Origin of the sequence: Labrys methylaminiphilus subsp. lupini, assembly GCF_051161885.1 — a bacterium.
Lineage (GTDB): Bacteria > Pseudomonadota > Alphaproteobacteria > Rhizobiales > Labraceae > Labrys.
Window position 1 is genome coordinate 4,770,223 of the sequence record NZ_JBMDIH010000001.1, and the last position, 23,172, is coordinate 4,793,394.

Consider the following 23,172-nt stretch of genomic DNA (forward strand, 5'->3'; position numbering starts at 1 on the left):
CCATTGACGCCGCAAGATGCACCCGTTCCCGCAGCACCGGCGCCCGCTGCGCCGGCCCAGCCCTCCGGCGAAGGCACGCAGCCGCCGAACCAGCCCGCCCCAAGCCCGCCCGCTCCGGACAAACCCGAGCCGGATAAGCCGCCGCAGGATACGGTCGCCCCGCAGTCCGGGACGGAGGCACCTCCCCCAGCGGAAGGCACGCCAACCACGCCCGCTCCGCCTTTGCCCCCTGAACGACCGGCCTCGGCACCCTCCGCGAATTAGCGGGCCAGCGTGGCATATATGTCACTTAACTGGCGCGAAAATCGGACTAGAGTGCCATCTCATCCTTGCGGATGCGCTGTGCCAGCGCGCCAAGATCCGCGCAAAATACCAAGATAAGAAAGAAACGGTCGTATGCGACGCCAGCGAAAAGTAAAAATTCTCGCCACCTTGGGACCTGCCTCTTCGTCGCGGGAGATGATCGCCCATTTGTTCCGCGCCGGTGCGGATTTGTTCCGCATCAATATGAGCCACACCTCGCATGACCGCATGCGCGAAATGGTCGGCCTGATCCGCGATGTCGAGAAGGAATGCGGCCGGCCGATCGGCATCCTGCTCGATCTCCAGGGCCCCAAGCTGCGGATCGGCGAGTTTGTCGGCGGTGCGGTGAAACTGGCCAATGGGGCCAGCTTTACCCTCGATTCCGATCCGACGCCGGGCGATGCCAGCCGGGTCTATTTGCCTCATCCGGAAATCCTGTCGGCCCTGCGGCCCGGCCATACGCTACTGCTCGATGATGGCAAGGTGCGGCTGAAGACCACTGAGGCGACCGGCGATCGCGCTGTCACCGAGGTCATCGTCGGCGGCAAGATGTCGAACCGCAAGGGCGTTTCGCTGCCCGATACCGAGATCGCCGTCTCGGCGATGACGCCAAAGGATCATGCCGACCTGGAGGCCGGACTCGGTGCGGGCGTCGACATCGTCGCTCTCTCCTTCGTGCAGCGTCCCGAGGATGTTCTGGAAGCGCGCGAGATCATCCAAGGCCGTGCGCTGGTGATGTCGAAGATCGAAAAGCCGCAGGCGATCCTGCGTCTCGACGAGATTTTCGCTGCTTCCGACTCCCTGATGGTGGCACGCGGCGACCTTGGCGTCGAACTGCCGCTCGAAAGGGTGCCCGGCCTGCAAAAGCGCATCGTGCGCGGCGCGCGCAAGCTCGGCAAGCCGGTCGTGGTGGCGACCCAGATGCTGGAATCGATGATCACCTCTCCGGTGCCGACGCGCGCCGAAGTCTCGGACGTCGCCACGGCGGTCTATGAAGGGGCGGATGCGGTCATGCTCTCGGCCGAGAGTGCCGCCGGCGAATTCCCGCGCGAGGCGGTGGCGACGATGAACCGCATCGCCGAGGAAGTGGAGCGCGACGCCCTGCACCGCACCATCATCAACGCCCAGCGCAGCGAGCCCGAGCAGACCGGTGCCGACGCTATAGCGGCGGCCGCGCGCACCATCTCCGAAACGCTCGACCTCGCCGCCCTGATCGCCTGGACGGCCTCGGGCTCGACCGGCATCCGCATCGCCCGCGAACGCGCGGAGAAGCCCTTGCTGGCGCTCACGCCCAATGTCGGCACGGCGCGCCGGCTCGCGTTGGTCTGGGGCGTGCACGCCGTGCTCACCGACGACGCCCGCGACATCAGCGACATGGTCGATCGTGCTTGCCGCCATGCCTCGCAAGACGGCTTCGCGCAGACCGGCCAGCGTGTGCTGATCATGGCCGGCATTCCCTTCGGCACGCCGGGCGCGACCAACATGGTGCGCATCGCCGTGATCGGCGCCGACGGTGGCGAGGCGGTCTGACGGTTCCTGTTACGACAATGTCGTAGACATATTAGCCGGCAATATGGTTGCCGGCTAATATTTTGCGTTTATGGCGTGAACCCTGGAATTCGGGGTGAAAGCTCGCAAAAGAGGGCGGACACCGGGCGGGTCCAATTTGCGGGCGCCCATACTTCCGCAAAAACGCCACACCGAACCCATTTCAAATAGTTGGCTAATTACTGTGCGGCCTGCCGCGCCGAGCCACGGTCGTCGGCAACCTGGGCGAGGCGGTTGATCTCCTCCAGCACCACCTGCCTGGCTGTGTAGTGGATCTGATGGCCGGCGCCGGGCACCAGGACCAGCCGAGACCCCTGCACCTGCCGGTGCAGCGTCTCGGCATGGATGCTTGTCGACACCACGTGATCAGCGGGATCGGCGACGATGGCGGTGGCGGCAGTGATCTCGTGATAGCGAGGAGACTGGCTCGTCAGACAGGCTTTGAGAGCGGCGACGTCCTGCCCGTTCCAGCGGAACTCGTCTGGCCGCAGCACCAGGGCCGCGCTGGCCTTGCGCACATAGTCGGCCGGCGCCTCGCCCGGCCGGAAGGAGTCCTCGACCGATTTCTTCAGGCTCCAGCTTCCGACTGGGGTCATCACGGTGTGCACGAAGAGCCGCCCCAGCACGGGCAGGGCGGCGAGGCGGTAGTACCAGGCGATGCCGCCCGGCCAGGGATGGGTGGCCCCGGCCAGCACCACCAGACCGGCGACCCGATCCCTGTGTTCGACGGCCAGCAGCGTGGCGAGCGACCCGGCCAGGGAATGGCCGACGACGATGAAACGGTCGATGCCGTGGCCATCCAGGGCTGCCATGACCAGCTTGGCTTGCGCCGCGGTGGTAGCGTCGCCGCGCCCGTTCGGCCGGCCGCTCCAGCCATGCCCCGGCCGGTCCACGGCGATCACGCGGCGCTGGCGCGCCAGATCCTCGCCGATGCCATAGACGATGTCGCGGGCATTGGAGGTGGCGCCATGCAACAGCAGCACAGGCAGCTTTTCGCCGCCGTGACCGGCACCGAGTTCGATCAGATGCAGCCGTCCGCCAGGTACGGGCACGAAGATGCCTTCGGGCGGATTTTCTTCGGCGATGCGGGCGGCGATGACATTGGTGGCCTGGATGGCTCCGAGCCCATGCGCAAGAAGGAGAATGCCGATGAAGAGCAGAAAGAGGGTCAATCGCGGCCTTTGGCGTGCTGGAGCCGGTGGAAAAATATGCTTCTAGCCGTTTTGCAACCGGCTCGAAAGTCCCCGCGCGCTGCGGCCTTTCCTGGGGCCGCAGGCAGGAGCGGGTGGGAGGGTCGATCTCCCGATCGACCGTCTTAGTCCTCTATCCCGCTCGGCATTTCCAAGGTGGTCGATCCCGCTCCATCAAATGATGGAGCTGAGGAGATCGACCCTCCCATCTGCGATTCCCGAATCTTAGATATCGCGCCCTTCGACCTCGGGCTTGAGCTCGTCCATCATCTTGCGGGCGCCGGCCATATGAGGATTGATCGCCAGAGCGTGTTTGAGCGCCTCATAGGCGTTCTTCTTGTCGCCCATGTCGACCAGCATCATGGCCAGGCCGTTCCAGGCGCCATATTCGCGCGGATTACGCCGCAGCGTCTCGGCGACGTCGGCGATCGAGCGCACATAGTCCTTTTTCAGGTAATAGGCGGTAGCGCGCCGGTTCCATGCCTCGGCGTAACCGGGCCTGAGATGGATGACGGCATTCAGGATCTTGATGGCCTTGTCGGTATTCGAAGCTTTGATCGCCGTCAGCGCGCGGTCCATCAAGAGGTCGGTGGTGTCGCTGCCCGAGCGTAGCTCCACACGTTCGATGGCGACCGCGATATTGTCGGCTTCCTTCTCCGACTCGGCCTTGGCAAGGCGCTCATACAGGCGGTCGAGTTCGGGATCGCCGGCCGGCCGGGTCTCGGCCAGGGCGGCGACGGGTACGGCAAGCATGCCGATCAGGGCCAGAATCGCGATCCTCATGCTTGGATAGTGGCGCGAGATTGTGGCGGATTCAAAGACAAAAACCCGACCGCATCGCTGCGGCCGGGTTCAAACGCGACAGACCCGATAATTCGGCGCCAAATCAGCCCTGGCGGGCCTTGTAGCGCTTCTGGGTCTTGTTGATGATGTAGACGCGGCCCTTGCGGCGGACCAGCTGATTGTCGCGATGGCGCGTACGCAGCGACTTGAGCGAATTGCGGATCTTCATGGTACTCGTGCCTCTATTGGAGCACGCGAGAAGACGCAGGAGCTCCCAAATTCGAAAGATGCGGGGTTCTAGCGACGAGGGGCGGGGATGTCAACATGGTTGCGAGCCATGTTGCCGCTTCGTCGCACCAGAACTGTGCCGGCAGGCCTATGCCATTGCGGCTCTATTGTCTATGACTTGGCCGCGATGAGGAGATCCGCATGGCCGACTACAAGCTTTACGCCTTCGGTGAATCAGGCAATTGCTACAAGGTGGCGCTGATGCTGGCCCTGACCGGCACGCCGTGGGAGCGCCTCCCGGTCGATTTCTTCAATGGCGAGACGCGGACCGACAATTTTCGCACGCTCAACGAGATGGGCGAAGCGCCGGTGCTGCTGCATGACGGCAAGGTGCTGAGCCAGTCCGGCGTGATTCTCGATTATCTCGCCGAGCAGACCGGCCGGTTCGGAGCCGACACTGCCGATGAACGGCGCGAGATCCTGCGCTGGATCCTGTTCGACAATCACAAATTCACCAGCTATTACGCCACCCTTCGCTTCATCGTAGGCCTGCAGAAGAGCGGCGAGAGCCCGGTCACCGAATTCCTGCGCGGGCGGGCCAAGAGTGCCTTTGCCATCGTCGACAAGCATCTGGCCGGCCGGGATTTCCTGGTTGCAGATCGTCTGACCATCGCCGACCTGTCCCTGGCCGGCTATGTCTTCTTCGAAGAGGAGACGGGCCTGCCATTCCAGGCTTATTCCAACATCTTGGCCTGGCGGGCCCGCATCGCGGCCATGCCGGGATGGAAGCTGCCTTATGAGATGGTGCCACACGCCCCGCCGGCGCGCGCCTGATCGAAACTGACGATACGGGACATTTCCTTGCACGCACCCGCCCCGATTTCCCTGCTCGATCGCTACCGTGCCCTCGTCGCCGCCGGCGGGCTCGAACGCGACGCGGCCCAGGAGGCCGTCCTCGCCCGCCTGCAGATCGTTCTGGACGAGCTGGGCGAGATGTCGGTGGCGCGCAAGCCTGGTGCCCTCGGCTGGCTGTTCGGGCGGGCCAAGCCCAGGCCGGGGCCGAAGGGCCTCTATATCTGGGGCGAGGTCGGGCGCGGCAAGACCATGCTGATGGACCTGTTCCACGAAGCCGTACCAGCTGGCGTCAGCCATCGCCGCGTGCATTTCAATGCCTTCATGAACGATGTGCATGAGCGCATCTTCCACTATCGCAGCGAGATCCGGGCCGGGCGGGTCAAGGGCGATGATCCGATCGGCCCGGTTGCCGAGGTGCTGGCCAGGGAAGCCAGGCTCCTGTGCTTCGACGAATTCTCCGTCACCGACATCGCCGACGCCATGATCCTCGGGCGCCTCTTTACCCAGTTGTTCGCGCATGGGATGGTGGTGGTTGCCACCTCCAACGTGGTGCCCGACCGGCTCTATGAGGATGGTCTGAACCGCGCCCTGTTCCTGCCCTTCATCGCGCTGCTCCAGCAGCATATGGAGGTGGTGAAGCTGGAGGCGCGTACGGATTATCGTCTCGAGAAGCTCTCCGGCGGGGAGACCTATCTCGTCGGTGGCGGGCCGGACGTTCGCGCCGGGATGGATGCAGCCTTCGAGCGCCTCACCGGGCGGAAAGAGGGCCTGCCGCTGGTGTTGACGGTCAAGGGCCGGGCCTTGAAAGTGCCGCAGGCCGCCATGGGCGTCGCCCGTTTTTCCTTTGCCGAACTCTGCGGCCAGCCTTTGGGCTCGGCCGACTATCTGGCCCTTGCCGAACATTTCCACACGCTGCTGGTCGACGACATCCCGGTGCTCAGGCAGGAGCAGCGCAACGAGGCCAAGCGCTTCATTTTGTTGATCGACTGCCTCTATGATCGCGGTGCCAAGCTCGTGGCTTCCGCGGCGGCGGAGCCGACCGGGCTCTATCCCTATCAGGAGGGGCGCGAGGCCTTCGAATTCCAACGCACCATCTCGCGCCTGATCGAGATGCGTTCGGAGGTCTATCTTGCCCAGCCGCATCGGGCGCCGCCCAAGACCTCACTGGTGGACGGCTGAGCCGGCAAGCAGAGTTTCCCGGCGAGGCCCCGCCGGGAGCTTTGCCGGGAAACTCTGCAAATGTTTGATATCTTGCAGCTTCCTCTTGTTCGTGCCATGGGCGCGATCAAGAGGAAGCTGCATCGGAGGTAGGGCATGGGCGGCAAGAGCGAACCGACCGGCGCGCGCCTTTTGGACATCGCCACCGATCATGTCCGCAAGCACGGGCTTGAGCGGACCTCGGTGGTGTCGGTCGCGCGCGAGGCTCAGGTCAGCCATGCCGCTGTCTATCGCTATTTCGCCTCCAAGGACGCGCTGATCGATGCCGTTACCGCCGATTGGCACAAGGCGGTGGAGACCCAGCTCGCCGTGGTCGCCGACGCCCCCGACCCGGCCGACGACAAGTTGGAGCGCATGATGCTGTTGCTGGCGCGGCTTTATCGCGAGCGCCTCGACCAGGAGCCCAATCTCTATGCAGCCTGGCTGTCGGCGATCGGCGAGAACCGCGCGGTGGTGCGCAAGCATCGCCGCCGCATCCGCAGCCTGATCGAGCGTGTCGTCGACGAAGGGCGTTCCATCGAACTCTTTCGCGCCCGCTCGAACGAGAGGTTGATCGCCTTTCTTGGTGACGCCCTGCACCGCTTCATCGATCCGGCGGCGATCGCTGCTGATCGCGACGCCAATCGGCTCGAGCTCGACCAGCGTCTTGCCCGGTTGCTGCGCGTGGTGATCCGCGCCATGGTGGCCGGCAGTGTATAGGGTCCTGGAGGCCCACAGGCGCTAGCTTTGCGAGTCGAAACGCAGGCAGCATGGAGGGGCGATTTCCAGATCGACCATTTTCGCCTGCCATTGCATATGACGTTTCCCAGATGTCGATCTCGCTTCCTCCCTTGATGGAGCTCGGGGGATCGACCCTCCGTAATCGCGCCTGTTTGCTCGACCTAGGCACCTATAGGCTAGAAGTCTGCCCTCCCCAGCTCCCTCTTTCCGACCTATTAATCATTCAATGGCATTGATCTTGCTTCCCCTTTCACGCCCGATGCAGTGGGCGCAGGACGCGAAGCATGTATGATAGTGCCGTGCCGGTTTCCGGCACTTGTGTCGATCAGCCGACCCTCGATCCCCAGGTTCTTCTCGCGCCCCAGACCCTTCTCGGCGCTCTTGGCCAGGCCAGTTACGAATGGTGCCTGGAGACCGACCGCCTCGCGTGGGGAGCCGGAGCGTCCGCCGTGCTGGGCGTGCGTGCCGCCGCCGACATTGCCGACGGCAAGGCTTTTGCCCTCCTGATCGATCTCGACCGGCCCGGCGGCCGGCATGAAGCCATCCTCCAGAGCCCGCATGGGGGAACGGGAGAGGGCGCGCCCTACTGCCTGCGCTACAGCTATCGTCCGCATGCGGCCGGCCGGAAACGCTGGATCGAGGATCGTGGGCGCTGGTTCGCCGGGCCGGATGGGCGCCCGGTGGTCGCGCGCGGCCTGGTGCGTGTCGTGGCTGAATGCCCGGAAGACGAGGCGGCGGCATCAGCCCAGGCGGTGATCGGCATTCACGACCGCTTTTTCGCCACCGCCCTGGCCACCGCCTGTGCCGAGGGCCGGCAGGCCGGGTTGTTCCTGGCGACCGTCGACCGGCTCGGTGCCATTCACGGTGCCTTCGGCGCCGTGGTGGCGGATCGCGTCTGCGCCCAGGTGATGCGCGGCTTGCGCAGCGTGCTGCGCATCGGCGACAGCCTTACCAGCATTGCGGACGGCAAATTCGCTTTGATGTTGCCCGGTTGCCAGGCCGGGGACGTGCGGGCGGCGGCCGAACGCTTCCAGCAGGTGGTCGAGCGCGTGACCGTCGAGGCGGAAGAGGGCGCGATCCAGCCGACGGTGTCGATCGGGGCCGTCCATATCGCGCCCGCGACGGAGACCGCCGGCACGGCCTTGCACGCGGCCCAGCAGGCCCTCGACCGCTGCGAGCGCGAGACACCGGGCGGTATCGCGATCTTCGCGGAAGGCGACCATCAGGTCGCTTCGGCGAATGCGGCGCAACGCTTGGCGCTGGCACTCAACGAAGACCGCATCTTCCTCGGTTTCGAGCCGGTGCTGGCGGCCCAGCCGGCAGGACGGCAGTTATTCCGGGCCCGCGCCTTCATCCGGCTGCCTGGCAATGCCGAGGCGGCGGCGTCCACCACATTGCAACCGGCGTCTTTGCAACCGGCTTGGCTGACCCCGGCCTGCGACCGTGCGCTCGCTCGCCGGCTCGCCTTGCGGCTGGTGGACCTTGCCGGCGTGGTGCTCGACCGCCATCCCGGCGTCGAATTGATCCTGCCCCTGCCGGTCGTCGTCGATCCGCGCCGGGGACCGGGCGACAGCTTCCAGCGTTTGACCATCGAACTCGACGAGGCGCTGGCCAAGGCCGATCTCGACAATAATGGTCGCTATTGCCGGGCGATCCGCGCCTCCGGCGCGCGACTCGGCATTGGCGGCTTCGGCGGCGGCCATCTCGATTTCGCCGAACTCCAGGCTCTCGAAGTCGGCCAGGTGACGCTCAACGGCGTGCTGGTCGAAATGGCCGATCAGGTCGCGCAGGGCCGTTTCGCACTGCGCAGCCTGATCGAGGCCGGCGCGCGGCATGGCTTCGACATGGCGGCCGAATGGGTGGATGACGAGGTCATCGCACGCCAGCTCCTGAACTGGGGTTGTAGCCGCCTGATGGGGACGGTGGCGGGCACGCTCCGGCTGGAATTGCCGCGCCTGCGCGATGCTGGCCGCCAAGCGCCAATGGCGCTGACCGGAACCTGAGGCACGGCCTTCCTTCTCTCATAAGGAGAGAAGGGAAGTATTGCCCTACTTCTTCTCGTCGCTGATGCGGTCGAGGCGCGACTTCATCTCCGCCAGTTCCTTCTTCAGCGTGTCGAGATCGTCGCTGCTCTTGGAGGTCGCGGTCGCGGCCGGCTCCTTCGCGTCTTCGCCGCCGGCCTGCTGCGTGAAAGGCGAGAACAGGCGGAAGGCGCGCTGGAAGGCCACCATATTGTTGCGGGCCTGTTCCTCGAGCGCGCCGAAACCGCCATTGACCCAGGGCGCCTGGCCCCAGCCGCTGGTAAGATGCTGCGTCATCTGCTCGCGCAGCTTCTGCTGGTCGCGCGTGAGATTGTCGATGGAGAATTCGAGGAAGCTCGGCACCAGCGCCTGCATGCTGTCGCCATAGAAGCGGATCAACTGGCGCAGGAAGGTGATCGGCAGCAGGTTCTGGCCCTTGTTCTCCTGCTCGAAGATGATCTGGGTGAGGACCTGGCGGGTGATGTCCTCATTGGTCTTGGCGTCGTGGACCACGAAATCCTCGCCGGCCTTGACCATGGTGCCGAGATCTTCGAGCGTGACATAGGTCGAGGTACCCGTGTTGTAGAGGCGCCGATTGGCGTATTTCTTGATCGTGGTCGGCTCTTTAGCTTTCGCCATCCTACTGCCCCTTACGCTCGTCCCTGCCTTGCACAATTCACATGCTTGCCCCATCTGTGGGGGAAGCGTGCGGACTCTGCAAACGTTTCCGATCCTGCAGATTGAGTTTGGTCGGTTCCGAGACCAGATCAAACTCAATCTGCCTGGACAAATCCCCCCGGGCAGGCCCGTGACGGCGATGCCGGAGAGTTTGCCTCGAAATCGATCACGGAGAATTTCCGAACCGGCCCGCCTGGGCAAGCCTGGAAATTCCGAACCACCCCGGTATTCCCGTGACGGCCTCCGGCCCGGGGGCGGTACCCCGTTCCGGAACCCCTCTCCTGGAGGGATGATCACCCCCACGGTCTGACAAATCTAGGCTCTTTTCGCGGTCGCGAAAACATCTTTGTGCAAGCGCGGTAAACTCACCTGGCGCATTGACGGCGGCGCGCCAAGCGTCCCATATGCCCAGGCAGATTACGGTTGAGCGGATCACAGATCCGCTCAACCGTAATCTGCAGGCGCAATCTCCAGGACTTGGGAGATTTGCAGAATTTACCTGCTTCATCCCAGCGGGGATGAAGCAGGTAAATTCTGCTTCGGAAAGAGTTGGTCCATCGGGCCGCTGCAAAACGGAACATTAGAGGAGTGAAATTGCCATGAGTGATGTCGTCATCGTCAGCGCCGCACGCACACCGGTCGGCTCCTTCAACGGCGCCTTCGCGGCAACACCGGCTCACACGCTCGGTGCGGCGGCCGTCAAGGAAGCGTTGGCCCGTGCCAAGGTAGAGGCCGGCGAGGTCGACGAAGTCATCCTCGGCCAGGTGCTGAGCGCGGGTGGCGGCCAGAATCCGGCTCGACAGGCGGCGATGGCGGCTGGCGTGCCCCAGGAGAAGACCGCTTTCGGCCTCAACCAACTCTGCGGCTCGGGTCTGCGCGCGGTCGGCCTCGGCCTGCAGCAGATCGCCAATGGCGATGCCTCGGTCATCGTGGCTGGCGGCCAGGAATCGATGTCGCTGGCGCCGCATGTCGCGCATCTGCGCGCCGGCGCCAAGATGGGTGACGTGAAGTTCCTGGATTCCATGCTCAAGGACGGCCTGCTCGACGCTTTCCAGGGCTATCATATGGGCACGACCGCCGAGAATATCGCGGCACGCTGGCAACTCACCCGCGAGGAACAGGACGCTTTCGCCGTCGCCTCCCAGAACAAGGCCGAGGCCGCCCAGAACGCGGGGCGCTTCAAGGATGAGATCGTCGCGATCACGATTCCCGGCCGCAAGGGCGACGTCATCGTGGATACCGACGAATATCCCCGCCACGGTGCCACGCTCGACGGCATGGCCAAGCTGCGCCCGGCCTTCAGCAAGGACGGCACGGTGACTGCCGGCAACGCCTCCGGCCTCAATGACGGCGCGGCCGCCGTGGTGCTGATGAGCGCCAAGGATGCCGAGCGTCGCGGCCTCACCCCGCTCGCCCGCATCGCTTCCTGGGCTACCGCTGGCGTCGATCCCGCCATCATGGGCACCGGGCCGATCCCAGCCTCGCGCAAGGCGCTCGAAAAGGCGGGCTGGAGCGTCAAGGATCTCGACCTGGTCGAGGCCAACGAAGCCTTCGCGGCGCAGGCCCTGGCCGTCAACAAGGACATGGGCTGGGATCCCGCCATCGTGAACGTCAATGGCGGCGCCATCGCCATCGGCCATCCGATCGGTGCCTCCGGCGCCCGCGTGCTGGTCACGCTGCTGCATGAGCTTGCTCGCCGTGGCGGCAAGAAGGGCATCGCCACGCTGTGCATCGGCGGCGGCATGGGCATCGCCCTGACCGTCGAGCGCTGATCGGTTCACGGCGATACCGAAGCGTTTTGCGATCCGGAGAATTCATCGGATCGTCGAGACGCTGGAAACAAGGGCTTTCTCCGTTGGAGGAACGGGGGATGCCCTCGACCTCGGCCCCTTCCCGTGCAGGGGAGGGGAGGTACGCGTCGGGCAGGTCCTTAGGGGCGAAGGCCGGTTCGTGACTCCCTAAAATCGCAAAACGCCTTAGTCCAATGAAGAACACCATCGTTACCAAGGAGGCACCATGACCAGAGTTGCAATCGTCACCGGCGGAACGCGTGGCATCGGCGCGGCCATCTCCAGGGCGCTCAAGGCAGCCGGCCACACGGTTGCCGCCAGTTATGCCGGCAATGACGAGGCAGCGGCCAAGTTCAAGGCCGAAACCGGCATTGCAACCTACAAGTGGGACGTCGGCGATTTCGATGCCTGTGCTGCCGGCGTGGCACAGGTGGAGAAGGATCTCGGTCCGGTCGACATCCTGGTCAACAATGCCGGCATTACCCGCGACGGCTTCTTTCACAAGATGAGCAAGGATCAGTGGTCCGCCGTCATCCGCACCAATCTCGACAGCCTGTTCAACATGACCCGCCCGGTCATCGAAGGCATGCGCAATCGCGGTTTTGGCCGGGTGGTCGTGATCTCCTCGATCAACGGCCAGAAGGGGCAGGCGGGGCAGGTCAATTATTCCGCGGCCAAGGCCGGCGATATCGGCTTCGTCAAGGCACTGGCCCTGGAAGGCGCGGCCAAGGGCATCACCGCCAATGTGATCGCGCCCGGCTATATCGGCACCGAGATGGTGCAGGCGATCGATCCCAAAGTGCTGGAAACGCGCATTCTGCCGCTGATTCCGGCAGGTCGGCTGGGTCAGCCTGACGAAATCGCCCGCGCCGTGGTGTTCCTGGCCTCCGACGATGCCGGCTATATCACCGGTTCGACGCTCAGCATCAATGGCGGGCAGTACCTGGCCTGAGGCAGGGCAGCGCAACTCTCCAGTGGGATGTGAGACGATCGATGGAACGCGGCGACCCGTTTCGCGTTCCATCAGCGCAGCCGTCAGAAACTGCTTGCCGATAATCTTGCGTCATCCTTTCCCGGGCTAAAGCGTTTTTGCGACTTGGCGGCATCGCCAAGAATCGCAAAGACGCTTTAGCCAATCCATCGGATTGGCTTGGAACCAAGGAGTTAGAGCAAACAAGCGTTTCCATCTAAACGCGCTTTGCTCTAGGAGAGGAAAGTTCCTATGAGCAATCCATGACCATCGATTTCCATCACCGCCTCGCCTCTGTCGCCAGTGAGATCGAAGATGTGCTGGTGGCGATCTTCGACGTCGCCACCACGCCGCCGGTGCCGGCACGGCTGCTGGGCGCGATGCGCTATGCGGTTCTGGGCGGTGGCAAGCGGCTGCGCCCCTTCCTGGTGGTCGAAACGGCTCGCCTCCTGAAGGGCGATCAGACTACCGCTCTGCGTGCGGGTGCGGCGATCGAGCTTGTACATGTCTATAGCCTCGCTCATGACGATCTGCCGGCGATGGATGACGACGCGTTGCGGCGTGGCAAGCCGACGCTGCATCTTGCCTATGACGAGGCCACCGCCATCCTGGCCGGGGATGCGTTGCAGACCCTGGCCTTCGAGACCCTTGCGGATGCCGCGACCGGCACCGATGCGGGCATGCGGGCCGAACTGGTGCGCCTGCTGGCCAAGGCCGCCGGCGGTGCGGGCATGGCCGGTGGCCAGATGCTGGACCTCGAGGCGGAAGGGCGTTTCGAAGGAACAGCCGAGCTCTCGGCGCAGGCCATCGCCCAGCTCCAGGCGATGAAAACGGGCGCGATCCTGTCGTGCGCGGTGGAGATGGGTGCGGTCATCGGGCGTGCCGATGCGCCGGTTTATCAGACCCTGCTGTCCTATGGACGCGCTCTGGGCGCCGCCTTCCAGATCGCCGACGACATTCTCGACATCGAAGCCTCGAGCGCGGAGCTTGGCAAGGCCACCGGCAAGGATGCCGACCGCGGCAAGGCGACATTGGTCAGCCTGTGGGGCGTGGACAAGGCACGGGCCGAGCTCGAGCGTCTTACCGGCGATGCCCTCGGCGCCCTTGCCGGTTTCGGTGCCGAGGCGGATATCCTGCGCGCCGCCGCCCGCTTCACGGCGGACAGGCGCAAGTGAGATTCCAAGTGGGGCTCCACGCGAGACGGCGAGCGAGACCACTGAGGTGAGGCATTTCCTGCGTCCGCTGACCGCCAGGCCGGTCCTGCTCTGGAGCCTCGTCGCTGGCATGGCTCTTGGTCTCGTCATACCGGGCCTGCCCTGGCTCGAACGCCTGTTGGCAGGGTGGTGCCTAGCCACCGCGATTTTCGTCGTCATCGTCAGCTACAAGCTGTCGCGCCTGCCACCGGATCGCTTCAGCCACCGGGCTGATTCCCTTGACGAAGGTGCCGTGACCATTCTGATCCTGTCGATGCTGGCCGCCGCCACCAGCTTTGCCGGGGTGATCTTCGAGCTTCAGGCAACCAAGAACCAGGCTGACAGCGATAGCCTGTCATTGCCGCTGATGGTGGCGACCATCGTCTGTTCCTGGTTCTTCATCCATACCATCTTCGCCATCCATTACGCCCATATCTATTACAATGACGGCGGCCGGCCGGGTAAACCGAGCCTGGATTTCGGCGGTGACCCCGAACCGCCGGATTATTGGGATTTCGTCTATTTTTCCGTAGCGATCGGGGCTTCCTCGGCGACGTCGGACACCAATCTGCGTTCGCGGCCGATGCGCCGCATCGTCGCCGCCCATGCGGTGTTCTCGTTCTTCTTCAACGCCACCATCCTGGCCCTGGCGATCAACATCGCGGCCGGGTTGCTGGGTGGGAACTGACGGCGGCGTCGCAGCCTTTCCAGGAAAAGCCTGCCTCCATTACCGTTGCGGACTGCTGCAGGGACCGACAACGCGTTCGACCGATAGGAGTGGTGCGGCAACGGCACCACTGCGCGTAAAGCGACCGAACACGGCAAGGCATCGTCCGGCCTTCCAGGCCCGGCCGACCGCGTGCCGCATTACCTCATGGTTTCCATCCGCCGCCGCGATGGGGGGCGGCGCGACGCCGGCGTAGATCGCCGGCTTGCCCTCCCCGCCTTCGAGCTGAATGGTCCTGGTCCCTGCAGGACAAGGAGCGGGCTTGGAACAGTAATCCGGCTCGCCGGATGCCGTCCGGCAGGGGATGGGCCTGGACCAGCAACTCAGGGGGCCGGCCTTGCCGCCGACCTTGAGCATGGCCGTCGGTCCATCGGAGTCCTCAGCCATGGCAATCGCGGCAGCCGGCATCGCCACCAGCATTGCCGTGGCGATAGCGAGCCTGACGATCAGAACCATTCGGCTTTGCATGCGCGCGGTCAGGCGATGGCGGTCGCCACGTTGCGTTCCACCCGCATGCCCTTGCGCTCCTCGGACGGCGTGCGGTCGAAATGCTCGGAATAGCATTTGGAGAAGTGCGAGGCGGAGACGAAGCCGCAGGCCAGGCCCACCGAAAGGATCGGCATCGAGGTCTGGCGCAGGAGCTGGCGGGCGCGGTTGAGGCGCATTTCGAGATAGTAGCGGGTCGGCGTGGTATCGAGATAGCGCTGGAACAGCCGTTCGAGCTGGCGTGGCGACAGGCGCACGGTCCGGGCGAGCTGGGCGCAGGACACCGGACGTTCCAGGCGCTTGTCCATCTCGCCGATCACGGCGAGGAGCTTGGGATGGGAGACGCCCAAACGCGCGCGCAGTTCCATGCGCTGGCGCTCGTGGGAATCGCGCATGCGATGATGGATGAGTTCGTCGGTAACGAGGGCGCTGATGACAGCACCTTTCTTGGCGGTGATCAGCGCCAGCATCATGTCGATCGAGGCGGTGCCGCCCGCGCAGGTGAAGCGATTGCGGTCGATCTCGAACAGTTCCTGCGTGGCATCGATCTCAGGGAATTCCTCGCGGAAGCTGTCGTAGTTTTCCCAATGGATGGCGCAGCGATGGCCGTCGAGCAGACCGGCCTTGGCAAGGATATAGGTGCCCGTGCACACGGCGCCGATCGAGACGCCGTAGAAGGCGAGCTTGCGCAGCTTGGCGATCAGCGAGCCGTGATCGTATTTCTGCACGTCCATGCCGGAGCACACGATGATCTCCGGCATCGGCCCGACATCGGCATAGGAACCGTCGACCGCCAATGCCACCCCGTTCGACGCCTCGATCGGCTGGCCGTCAGGCGAATAGAGCCGCCAGGCGAAGGCCTTGGCGCCGGTGACGTAATTCGTCAGGCGCAGGACCTCCACAGCCGCCGCGAAAGCGATCATCGAGAAGTTGGGGGTGAGCAGAAGGCCGACGGTATGCGTGGCGCCGATATCCGGCCGGATATTCATACGCGATTCTCCCTGGGACCTCCGCCGGGGGGCCGGCGGTACGAAGCGTGACGGAGGCGGGAAAGCGCACCAGACGGAGCGCTCGCCCTCATGATGGCATCGGGCATCTACGCGCCCATTGTGGTCAAAAGCGTCGGTTGCGGGGCGGTTTGTACCGCGTTCTTCGAAACGACGAACCGAGACGATATTGCGACATTTTTTGAAGAATTCTGATGTGGGGCCGACCATATGTCGCGTTTAATGTCGTAAATTGACAAGTATGAGATATTCGGATGCGACCCAATGGTCAAATACTATCCCAAATGCGTCCTTTACGGGGCATGGAAGATAGCGCCTTTTGTGCAATTTCTTCCAATGCGACAAAAGGCGCGTCGCTTCCGTGCTAGACTGGCCCCGGCCGGGGTGATGATAGTCGCCCCATTCAAGACTCCATCCAACGGGCGGCAACACGTGCGGTTTTCTGTCTTTTCCCTGGCGCGCAATGCGCTGCGTGGTCATCAGGACTGGCCCGAGCAATGGCGCTCGCCCGAACCGAAGGCCAGCTACGACGCCATCATCATCGGCGCCGGCGGGCATGGCCTCGCCACCGCCTATTACATGGCTGCCGAGCATGGCATGACCAATATCGCCGTGCTCGAAAAGGGCTGGCTGGGCGGCGGCAATACCGGCCGCAACACCACCATCATCCGCTCCAACTATCTGTGGGAGGAGAGCGGCAAGCTCTACGACCACGCGATGAAGCTGTGGCAGAACCTGTCCCAGGTGCTGAACTACAACGTGATGTATTCGGCCCGCGGCGTGATGATGCTGGCGCACAATGTGCACGACATCCAGGTATTCAAGCGCCATATCCATGCCAATCGCCTGGCCGGCATCGACAATGAATGGCTGACGCCGGAAGAGGCGAAGGAATTCTGTCCGATCCTCAACATCTCCAAGGACATCCGCTATCCGATCATGGGCGCCGCCCTGCAAAGGCGCGGCGGCGTCGCTCGCCACGACGCGGTGGCTTGGGGCTATGCCCGCGCCGCCGATGCGCTGGGCGTCGACATCATCCAGAACTGCGAGGTTACCGGCATCCTGCGCGATGCCTCAGGCGCCGTCTCCGGGGTGGAGACCTCCAGGGGCACGATCCGGACCAAGAAGCTCGGCGTCGTCGCCGCTGGCCACACCTCGGTGGTGATGGACATGGCCGGTGTGCGCATGCCGCTGGAAAGCTATCCTCTGCAGGCGTTGGTGTCGGAGCCGTTGAAGCCGATCATGCCCTGCGTGGTGATGTCGAACACCGTGCATGCCTATATGTCGCAATCGGACAAGGGCGACCTCGTCATCGGTGCCGGAACCGACCAATATGTCTCCTATTCGCAGACGGGCGGCCTGCACATCGCGGCCCACACGCTGGACGCGATCTGCGAGCTTTTCCCGGTGGTTCGCCGCACCCGCATGATGCGCAACTGGGGCGGTATCGTCGACGTCACGCCCGATCGCTCGCCCATCCTCTCGAAGACCCCGGTACCTGGCCTGTTCGTCAATTGCGGCTGGGGCACGGGCGGCTTCAAGGCGACGCCGGGCTCGGGCCACGTCTTCGCCCATACGGTGGCGACAGGCGAACCCCATCCGATCGCCGCTCCCTTCACTCTCGATCGCTTCCGCACCGGACGCCTGATCGACGAAGCGGCCGCCGCCGCCGTCGCGCACTGAGGACCGTCATGCTGCTCATTCGCTGCCCTTATTGCGAACAGGATCGCCCGGAACTGGAGTTCCGCAACATGGGCGAGGCGCATATCGCCCGCCCCGCCTTCGCCGACAATCCGACGGACGAGGTCTGGGAAGGCTTCCTCTACACACGCTCCAATCCCAAGGGGCTGATCGCCGAGCGCTGGCGCCATGTGCATGGCTGCGCACGCTTCTTCAACGCCGTGCGCCATACCGTGACCGACAAGTTCGTGAAGACCTACAAGCAGGGCGAGCCCAAGCCCGATCTGGCGGCGCTCGCCGCCGAGCTTGCCGCCGCCACGCCCTCCAATAAGGAGGCGCGCGCGTGACCGCCTCTCTCCGTACGGCGGCCGGCGGCCGCATCGATCGCGCCAAGCCGATCAACTTCACCTTCGACGGCATCGCCTATCAGGGCGTGCGTGGCGATACGCTCGCCTCCGCTTTGCTCGCCAATGGCGTGCACCTGATCGGCCGCTCCTTCAAATATCACCGGCCGCGTGGCATCATGTCATCAGGTTCGGAAGAGGCGAATGCGATGGTGACGGTGATCCGGGATGCCGGACGCACCACGCCCAATCTGCGCGCCACGCAGGTCGAGCTCTATGAAGGCCTCGTCGCGACAAGCCAGAATCGCTGGCCTTCGCTGAAATTCGATGCCGGCGCCGTCAACGACGCGATGTCGCCCTTCCTGGCCTCGGGCTTCTACTACAAGACCTTCATGTGGCCGCAGAGCTTCTGGAAGAAGGTCTACGAGCCGAGGATCCGCGCTGCCGCCGGCTTCGGTGAGGCGCCCAAGGTGGCCGATCCCGACCGCTACCTCAACCGCTATGCCCATTGCGACGTGCTGGTGGTGGGCTCCGGGCCGGCGGGCCTGGCGGCCACCATCGCCGCGGCCGAGACCGGCGCCTCGGTGATCCTGGTCGACGAGCAAGCCGAGCTCGGCGGCTCGCTGCTGACGGAGACCACGGCCACCATCGAAGGCCGGGCGGCGCGCGACTGGGCCACCGACATCATCATGTCGCTGGCCCTCAACGATCGTGTCCGGCTGATGCCGCGCACCACCGCCTTCGGCTGGTATTCGGACAATTTCGTCGCGCTGGCCGAAAGGCTGACCGACCATGTGGCCCAGCCGGAAGCCCGCACGCCGCGCGAACGGCTCTGGCAGGTGCGCGCCAAACAGGTCGTCATCGCAGCCGGTGCGATCGAGCGTCCCCTGGTGTTCCCGGAGAACGACCGTCCGGGCATCATGCTGGCCGATGCGGCCCGCACCTATGTCAACCGCTACGGCGTCAAGCCGGGCAACCGCGCGGTGGTGTTTACCGCCTGCGACACCGCCTACCAGGCCGCGCTCGACCTTAAGGCCGCCGGCGTCGAGATCGCCGTGATCGCCGATATCAGGACCGATGGCGGTGCGCTGGTCGGTGCTGCCCGGGAGGCCGGCATCCGCGTCAACCTCGGCGCGACGATGATGGGCACCAGCGGGCGCTTGCGTGTCAATGCGGTCAGGCTTGGCCGGGTCGCCACGGATGGCGTCAGCGTCAGTGATCGTGAGACCGTCTCCTGCGATCTTGTGCTGATGTCGGGCGGCTGGACGCCGACGGTGCACCTGTTCTCGCAGTCGCGCGGCAAGCTGCGTTATGACGAAGCCAAGCAGATCTTCGTGCCGGGCTTTGCTCGCGACGAGGAGCGCTCCGCCGGCGCCTGCCGCGGCGTGTTCGACTTCGGCGCGGTGATCAATGACGGCTTTGCCGCCGGCCACGAGGCCGGGCGCGATGCCGGTTTCGACAGGGGCGCGCTCAAGACCTTCGACGTCGATGGCGAGACCTCTCCCGAAGGGTTCTACACCGGCGCCTTGCCGCATGACCGCAATGCCGCCAAGGTCAAGGCCTTCGTCGACTTCCAGCACGATGTCACCGCCAAGGACATTAAGCTGGCGACGCGCGAGGGCTTTCGCTCGATCGAGCATGTCAAGCGCTACACCACCACGGGCATGGCGACCGACCAGGGCAAGACCTCCAACATCAATGCGCTGGCGATCGCCGCCAAGGCTATTGACAAGAAGGTGCCGCAGGTCGGCCTGACAACTTTCCGCCCGCCCTATACCCCGACCAGCTTCGGCCTGTTCGCCGGCACGGCGCGCGGGGACCTGTTCGATCCCGTGCGCAAGACCCCGATGCACGAGGCCGAGGTCGAATTGGGCGCGGTGTTCGAGGATGTCGGCCTGTGGAAGCGCGCCTGGTACTATCCTCGGGCCGGCGAGAGCATGCATGACGCGGTCAATCGCGAGTGCAAGACGGTGCGCGACAAGGTCGGCATGTTCGACGCGACCACGCTTGGCAAGATCGAGGTCGTCGGCCCGGATGCGGCGGAGTTCATGCACCGCATCTATGTCAACCCGTTCATGAAGCTGGAGCCGGGCCGCCTGCGCTACGGCATCATGACCCGCGACGACGGCTTCGTCTATGACGACGGCGTGGTCGGCCGCATGGCTCCGGACCGCTTCCATGTCACCACCACCACGGGCGGGGCGCCTCGCGTGCTTTCGCATATGGAGGACTATCTCCAGACCGAGTGGACCGACCTCAAGGTCTGGTTCACCTCCACCACCGAGCAATGGGCCGTCATCGCCGTGCAGGGGCCGCATGCCCGCGACGTGCTGGCGCCCCTGGTCGAGGGTATTGACATCTCCAAGGACGGCATGCCGCACATGTCGGTGAAGGAGGGCCGCATCTGCGGCGTTCCCACCCGGCTGTTCCGCATGAGCTTCACCGGCGAGGCTGGCTTCGAGGTGAACGTGCCGGCGGCCTATGGCCGTGCGGTGTGGCAGGCCATCCATGCCGAGGTCGTCAAATATGATGGCTGCGCCTATGGCACCGAGGCGATGCATGTGCTGCGCGCCGAGAAGGGCTACATCATCGTCGGCCAGGACACCGACGGCACGCTGACCCCGGACGAAGCTGGCGTCGGCTGGGCCGTGGGCAAGGCCAAGGCGGACTTTGTCGGCAAGCGCGGCCTGATGCGGCCCGATTTGCAGGATCTCAACCGCAAGCAGTTCGTCGGCCTCGCCACCGTCGATCCCGGCGTGGTGCTGGAAGAGGGCGCCCAGATCACCGAGGTGGCGCAGCCCGCCCTAGGCGAGCATGCCCTCGGCCATGTCACCTCGGCCTATTGGAGCGCCAATCTCGGCCGCTCCATCGCCCTCGCCAATCTCGAGCGTGGCCGTTCGCGCTATGGCGAGACGGTCTATGTGCCGATGCCCGGCGGCTCGATTGCCGTGACGGTGGTCGACCCTATCTTCATCGACAAGGAAGGAGCGCGGCTCAATGGCTGATACTGCAACCCGCCGCGATCCGCTCGACGGCATCGCGCCGATCACCGCCCGCAGCCGCCTCACCATCGAGGCGGCGCCACGCGGCGCCCGTCTGGTGCTGCGCGGACCGGACAGCGCTGCGGCCGCGGCCGGCCAGGCCTTCGGACTGGCCCTGCCGACGGCAATCAACACCGCCACCACCGACGGCACGCGCACCGCCTTCAAGCTCGGCCCGGACGAGTGGCTGCTGCTTGCGCCGGAGAATGGCGAGGCCGAGGCCTATGCCGCCATCGAGGCCGCCGTCCAGGAGCCCCATTCGCTGGTGGATGTCAGCCACCGCAATATCGGCGTCCTGGTCTCGGGTTCGCTGGCCGCCGATGTGCTGAATGCCGGCGTCATGCTGGATCTCGACCCCAAGGCCTTTCCCGTCGGCACCGCCACGCGCACGCTCTACGCCAAGGCGGAGATCGTGCTGTGGCGCAAGGGTGCGAGCGATTTCCACGTCGAGGTCTGGCGTTCCTTCACCGACTATTTACATGGCCAGCTCGAGCAGGCCGCGCGGGAATATGTGAAGTAACCTTCCTGGGACCGCCGGCTTTCAGCCGGCTCTTGGAAAGAGTCACCGCCTATTTGTTGCGATGGCGGACCTCGAGATGCGGCAGGCCCCAGCAGGTCAGGCCCATATCGGCGGCCATCATGCCCAATCCCTCGGTTTCGATCTCTCCGAAGCTGGAGGTTTCGATATAGGCCTTGGTGCCCCGCGCCAGTGGATTGCGCTCGCCGTAATAGAAGGGCGGAAAGATCAGGCCGTCGCGGTGGATATCGGCCCTCACCAGCAGCACGGTGCCGCCGACCGCGTCGAGCGGAACGATCTCACCCTCCTCTCGCAGATGCTCCAGATAATATTGGCCGTGGTCGCGCCAGCCATTCTTGTCGAAGGTCGGGCCGCCATAGCGCAGCACGCAATGGGGCTGAAGGATGTCCTTGTCGTAGGATAGCAGCGTCTCGATCAGGTCGGCGGGAAACTCGACCACGTCGACATCCAGCCACAGCACCCAGTCCTCGTCCGCGAGGGCATTGAAGAGCAGGTGGTTGCGGCTGCGGGCAAGCACGGCGCGCCGCTGGGTCTGGATATCGGGCGCCCAGCGGGGGACGTTGTCGGGAATGTGGAAGGCGAAATCCTTTTTCCAGAAGCCGGTTCGCCTGAATCGCCTGGAGAGCTTGTCGGCGATGGCCCGGAAAGCTTCCTGCGTGCCATCGCGACTGTCGCTCTCCAGAAAGCCGAGCGAAAGCGCCTTGCTCGGATAGGTCAGGCGTTCGAGGTTCTGCAGGTAGGTTTCCGCTAGATCGGCAGCGTCCTTGATAGGGGTCAGGATGAGAACCCTGGGCGGGTTGTGGCGAGAGGCGGTGCGGCTTGGACGGGAGGTCATGCTTCCATCCTGATTCAGCTTGAGCCCGACCGCAAGGGCCCCGGCCTCCATGGCGGGGGGAAGGAAAGGCGTGGCGCTGGCTTTTCGAGCGGTTATCCCCGCAGCAGAGCAAGCATGGCTTCGGCCGTCGCGGTATCGGTCACGACGGCGTTGATCAGCCTTGCCCGTACGGCGCCGATGATCGACTTCGCCTTGGCGGGGGAAACGGCCACGCCGATGACGAGAGGGACGGCCCGCAATTGCTCCGGCGACACCGCGATCAGGCGCTCGTCGCCGTCCCAGGGCACCAGATTGCCCTCCTCGTCGAAATAATGCCGGATCACGTCGCCAGCCGCCTGCACCAAAGCGCGTTCGCTCGAAGTGGCGGCGCCGGCGTGCACCGGATCGACCCCATGCGGCAGGCCGACACCCACCAGGGCGGCATCGATGCGGTCCCACAGCGCGATCTGGTCGCGGATGGTGGGATCGTTGACGAAGGCGTCGCGATATTCCTGCGACGGTAGATAGGGCGCGTGGATGAATTGGGGCGTGCCGCCGAGTTGCTCGGCCGCCAGCCGCACGAATTCGCTGATCTGGAAATGGGGGGCCGGCTGCTGCATGCCGCCGGTCGCGGGCACCGTGATCACGCCCGGTATGCTGGGCAGCCCGGCGCGGATCACCTCGCGGATGGCGCGGCCCCAGCCGATGGCGAGCACCGAGCCATCCTTCAGCCCGGCTTCCTTCAGCAGCGCGCCGATGGGCTGGGCCAGCGACGCCAGCAATCCGACCTCGCTGGTCTCCACCAGCGCCGCCCTATGCAGGCCTAAGGCCTCGACGAGCTCGCGGGTCAGGTCCTCGGGAGCGGTGAAATCTCGGATCTCGATGCGGACGATGCCTTCATCCCGCGCGCGGCGGAGCAGCCGCGAGATGGTCGCCGTCGACAGGCCGAGGCGCCGGGCGATCTCGACCTGCGACAGGTCGGACTCATAGTGAAGGCGCGCCACCATGTGCAGCGTCTTGCGTGTGGCCGAGGCGTCG

The 23,172-nt window shown here is 64.9% G+C and carries 21 protein-coding genes; 13 read left to right on the plus strand and 8 right to left on the minus strand.

The window, feature by feature from the left end:
* The first annotated feature begins 396 nt into the window (after nucleotides 1–396).
* Entirely contained in the window at nucleotides 397–1,833 is a 1,437-nt protein-coding gene (gene pyk / locus ACN6KF_RS22415; RefSeq protein ID WP_434958976.1) for a pyruvate kinase, read from the plus strand.
* A 197-nt stretch (nucleotides 1,834–2,030) separates the two neighbouring features.
* On the opposite strand, the gene ACN6KF_RS22420 is transcribed toward pyk, so the two are convergent.
* From ACN6KF_RS22420 to ykgO, 3 genes are all read right to left on the minus strand, one after another.
* Nucleotides 2,031–3,023, minus strand: coding sequence for an alpha/beta fold hydrolase (locus ACN6KF_RS22420; RefSeq protein ID WP_434958977.1), 993 nt, complete (start codon nucleotides 3,021–3,023; stop codon nucleotides 2,031–2,033).
* Between the two features lie 243 nt (nucleotides 3,024–3,266).
* Entirely contained in the window at nucleotides 3,267–3,824 is a 558-nt protein-coding gene (locus ACN6KF_RS22425; RefSeq protein WP_434958978.1) for a tetratricopeptide repeat protein, read from the minus strand.
* A 103-nt stretch (nucleotides 3,825–3,927) separates the two neighbouring features.
* Nucleotides 3,928–4,053: a type B 50S ribosomal protein L36 gene (gene ykgO / locus ACN6KF_RS22430; RefSeq protein ID WP_068283257.1), complete on the minus strand. Its 126-nt coding sequence runs from the start codon at nucleotides 4,051–4,053 to the stop codon at nucleotides 3,928–3,930.
* A 200-nt stretch (nucleotides 4,054–4,253) separates the two neighbouring features.
* Here ykgO and ACN6KF_RS22435 point away from each other — a divergent pair, with 200 nt between their 5' ends.
* The 4 genes from ACN6KF_RS22435 to ACN6KF_RS22450 all read left to right on the plus strand — a co-directional run bounded on the left by ACN6KF_RS22435 (nucleotide 4,254) and on the right by ACN6KF_RS22450 (nucleotide 8,848).
* Nucleotides 4,254–4,886, plus strand: coding sequence for a glutathione S-transferase family protein (locus ACN6KF_RS22435; RefSeq protein ID WP_434958979.1), 633 nt, complete (start codon nucleotides 4,254–4,256; stop codon nucleotides 4,884–4,886).
* A 21-nt stretch (nucleotides 4,887–4,907) separates the two neighbouring features.
* Nucleotides 4,908–6,086, plus strand: coding sequence for a cell division protein ZapE (zapE, locus tag ACN6KF_RS22440; protein WP_434959741.1), 1,179 nt, complete (start codon nucleotides 4,908–4,910; stop codon nucleotides 6,084–6,086).
* Between the two features lie 135 nt (nucleotides 6,087–6,221).
* Complete coding sequence (locus ACN6KF_RS22445) at nucleotides 6,222–6,824, plus strand: TetR/AcrR family transcriptional regulator (RefSeq protein ID WP_322432528.1); 603 nt, start codon at nucleotides 6,222–6,224, stop codon at nucleotides 6,822–6,824.
* 305 nt (nucleotides 6,825–7,129) lie between these two features.
* The gene (locus ACN6KF_RS22450) at nucleotides 7,130–8,848 is read left to right on the plus strand and encodes a bifunctional diguanylate cyclase/phosphodiesterase (RefSeq protein ID WP_434958980.1); all 1,719 of its coding nucleotides are present in this window, start codon (nucleotides 7,130–7,132) and stop codon (nucleotides 8,846–8,848) included.
* Between the two features lie 45 nt (nucleotides 8,849–8,893).
* On the opposite strand, the gene phaR is transcribed toward ACN6KF_RS22450, so the two are convergent.
* On the minus strand, nucleotides 8,894–9,505 hold the full coding sequence (phaR, locus tag ACN6KF_RS22455) for a polyhydroxyalkanoate synthesis repressor PhaR (RefSeq protein ID WP_434958981.1): 612 nt from the start codon (nucleotides 9,503–9,505) through the stop codon (nucleotides 8,894–8,896).
* Between the two features lie 638 nt (nucleotides 9,506–10,143).
* Here phaR and ACN6KF_RS22460 point away from each other — a divergent pair.
* The 4 genes from ACN6KF_RS22460 (at nucleotide 10,144) to ACN6KF_RS22475 (ending at nucleotide 14,185) form a co-directional block, all read left to right on the plus strand.
* Entirely contained in the window at nucleotides 10,144–11,316 is a 1,173-nt protein-coding gene (locus ACN6KF_RS22460) for an acetyl-CoA C-acetyltransferase (protein ID WP_434958982.1), read from the plus strand.
* 244 nt (nucleotides 11,317–11,560) lie between these two features.
* Nucleotides 11,561–12,286, plus strand: coding sequence for an acetoacetyl-CoA reductase (gene phbB / locus ACN6KF_RS22465; RefSeq protein WP_434958983.1), 726 nt, complete (start codon nucleotides 11,561–11,563; stop codon nucleotides 12,284–12,286).
* A 281-nt stretch (nucleotides 12,287–12,567) separates the two neighbouring features.
* A complete protein-coding gene (locus ACN6KF_RS22470; protein ID WP_434958984.1) occupies nucleotides 12,568–13,479 on the plus strand; it encodes a polyprenyl synthetase family protein in 912 nt (303 codons plus the stop codon).
* Nucleotides 13,480–13,525: 46 nt separating this feature from the next.
* Entirely contained in the window at nucleotides 13,526–14,185 is a 660-nt protein-coding gene (locus ACN6KF_RS22475; protein WP_434958985.1) for a DUF1345 domain-containing protein, read from the plus strand.
* A gap of 39 nt (nucleotides 14,186–14,224) precedes the next feature.
* Here the strand turns inward: ACN6KF_RS22475 and ACN6KF_RS22480 are convergent, their stop codons facing one another.
* Together ACN6KF_RS22480 and ACN6KF_RS22485 are read right to left on the minus strand one after the other, a co-directional pair.
* Nucleotides 14,225–14,680: a hypothetical protein gene (locus tag ACN6KF_RS22480; protein WP_434958986.1), complete on the minus strand. Its 456-nt coding sequence runs from the start codon at nucleotides 14,678–14,680 to the stop codon at nucleotides 14,225–14,227.
* 20 nt (nucleotides 14,681–14,700) lie between these two features.
* A complete protein-coding gene (locus ACN6KF_RS22485) occupies nucleotides 14,701–15,699 on the minus strand; it encodes a GlxA family transcriptional regulator (RefSeq protein ID WP_434958987.1) in 999 nt (332 codons plus the stop codon).
* A gap of 405 nt (nucleotides 15,700–16,104) precedes the next feature.
* Between ACN6KF_RS22485 and ACN6KF_RS22490 the strand changes: the two genes are divergently transcribed.
* From ACN6KF_RS22490 to ACN6KF_RS22505, 4 genes are read left to right on the plus strand one after another with little or no spacing between them, the layout of a single operon-like run.
* Nucleotides 16,105–17,400 carry a sarcosine oxidase subunit beta gene (locus ACN6KF_RS22490; protein WP_149255412.1) on the plus strand — a complete coding sequence of 432 codons (1,296 nt, stop codon included), beginning with the start codon at nucleotides 16,105–16,107 and terminating at the stop codon, nucleotides 17,398–17,400.
* A gap of 8 nt (nucleotides 17,401–17,408) precedes the next feature.
* Nucleotides 17,409–17,744 carry a sarcosine oxidase subunit delta gene (locus ACN6KF_RS22495; protein WP_434958988.1) on the plus strand — a complete coding sequence of 112 codons (336 nt, stop codon included), beginning with the start codon at nucleotides 17,409–17,411 and terminating at the stop codon, nucleotides 17,742–17,744.
* Nucleotides 17,741–20,746, plus strand: a complete 3,006-nt coding sequence (locus tag ACN6KF_RS22500; protein WP_434958989.1) for a sarcosine oxidase subunit alpha family protein — start codon at nucleotides 17,741–17,743, stop codon at nucleotides 20,744–20,746. The genes ACN6KF_RS22495 and ACN6KF_RS22500 overlap by 4 nt, the downstream gene beginning before the upstream one ends.
* Nucleotides 20,739–21,302 carry a sarcosine oxidase subunit gamma gene (locus tag ACN6KF_RS22505; protein WP_434958990.1) on the plus strand — a complete coding sequence of 188 codons (564 nt, stop codon included), beginning with the start codon at nucleotides 20,739–20,741 and terminating at the stop codon, nucleotides 21,300–21,302. The genes ACN6KF_RS22500 and ACN6KF_RS22505 overlap by 8 nt, the downstream gene beginning before the upstream one ends.
* 49 nt (nucleotides 21,303–21,351) lie before the next feature.
* Here the strand turns inward: ACN6KF_RS22505 and ACN6KF_RS22510 are convergent, their stop codons facing one another.
* Both ACN6KF_RS22510 and ACN6KF_RS22515 read right to left on the minus strand, forming a co-directional pair.
* Nucleotides 21,352–22,155 carry a glycosyltransferase family protein gene (locus tag ACN6KF_RS22510; RefSeq protein ID WP_434958991.1) on the minus strand — a complete coding sequence of 268 codons (804 nt, stop codon included), beginning with the start codon at nucleotides 22,153–22,155 and terminating at the stop codon, nucleotides 21,352–21,354.
* 92 nt (nucleotides 22,156–22,247) lie between these two features.
* Nucleotides 22,248–23,141, minus strand: a complete 894-nt coding sequence (locus tag ACN6KF_RS22515; RefSeq protein ID WP_434958992.1) for a sugar-binding transcriptional regulator — start codon at nucleotides 23,139–23,141, stop codon at nucleotides 22,248–22,250.
* Between the last annotated feature and the right edge of the window lie 31 nt (nucleotides 23,142–23,172).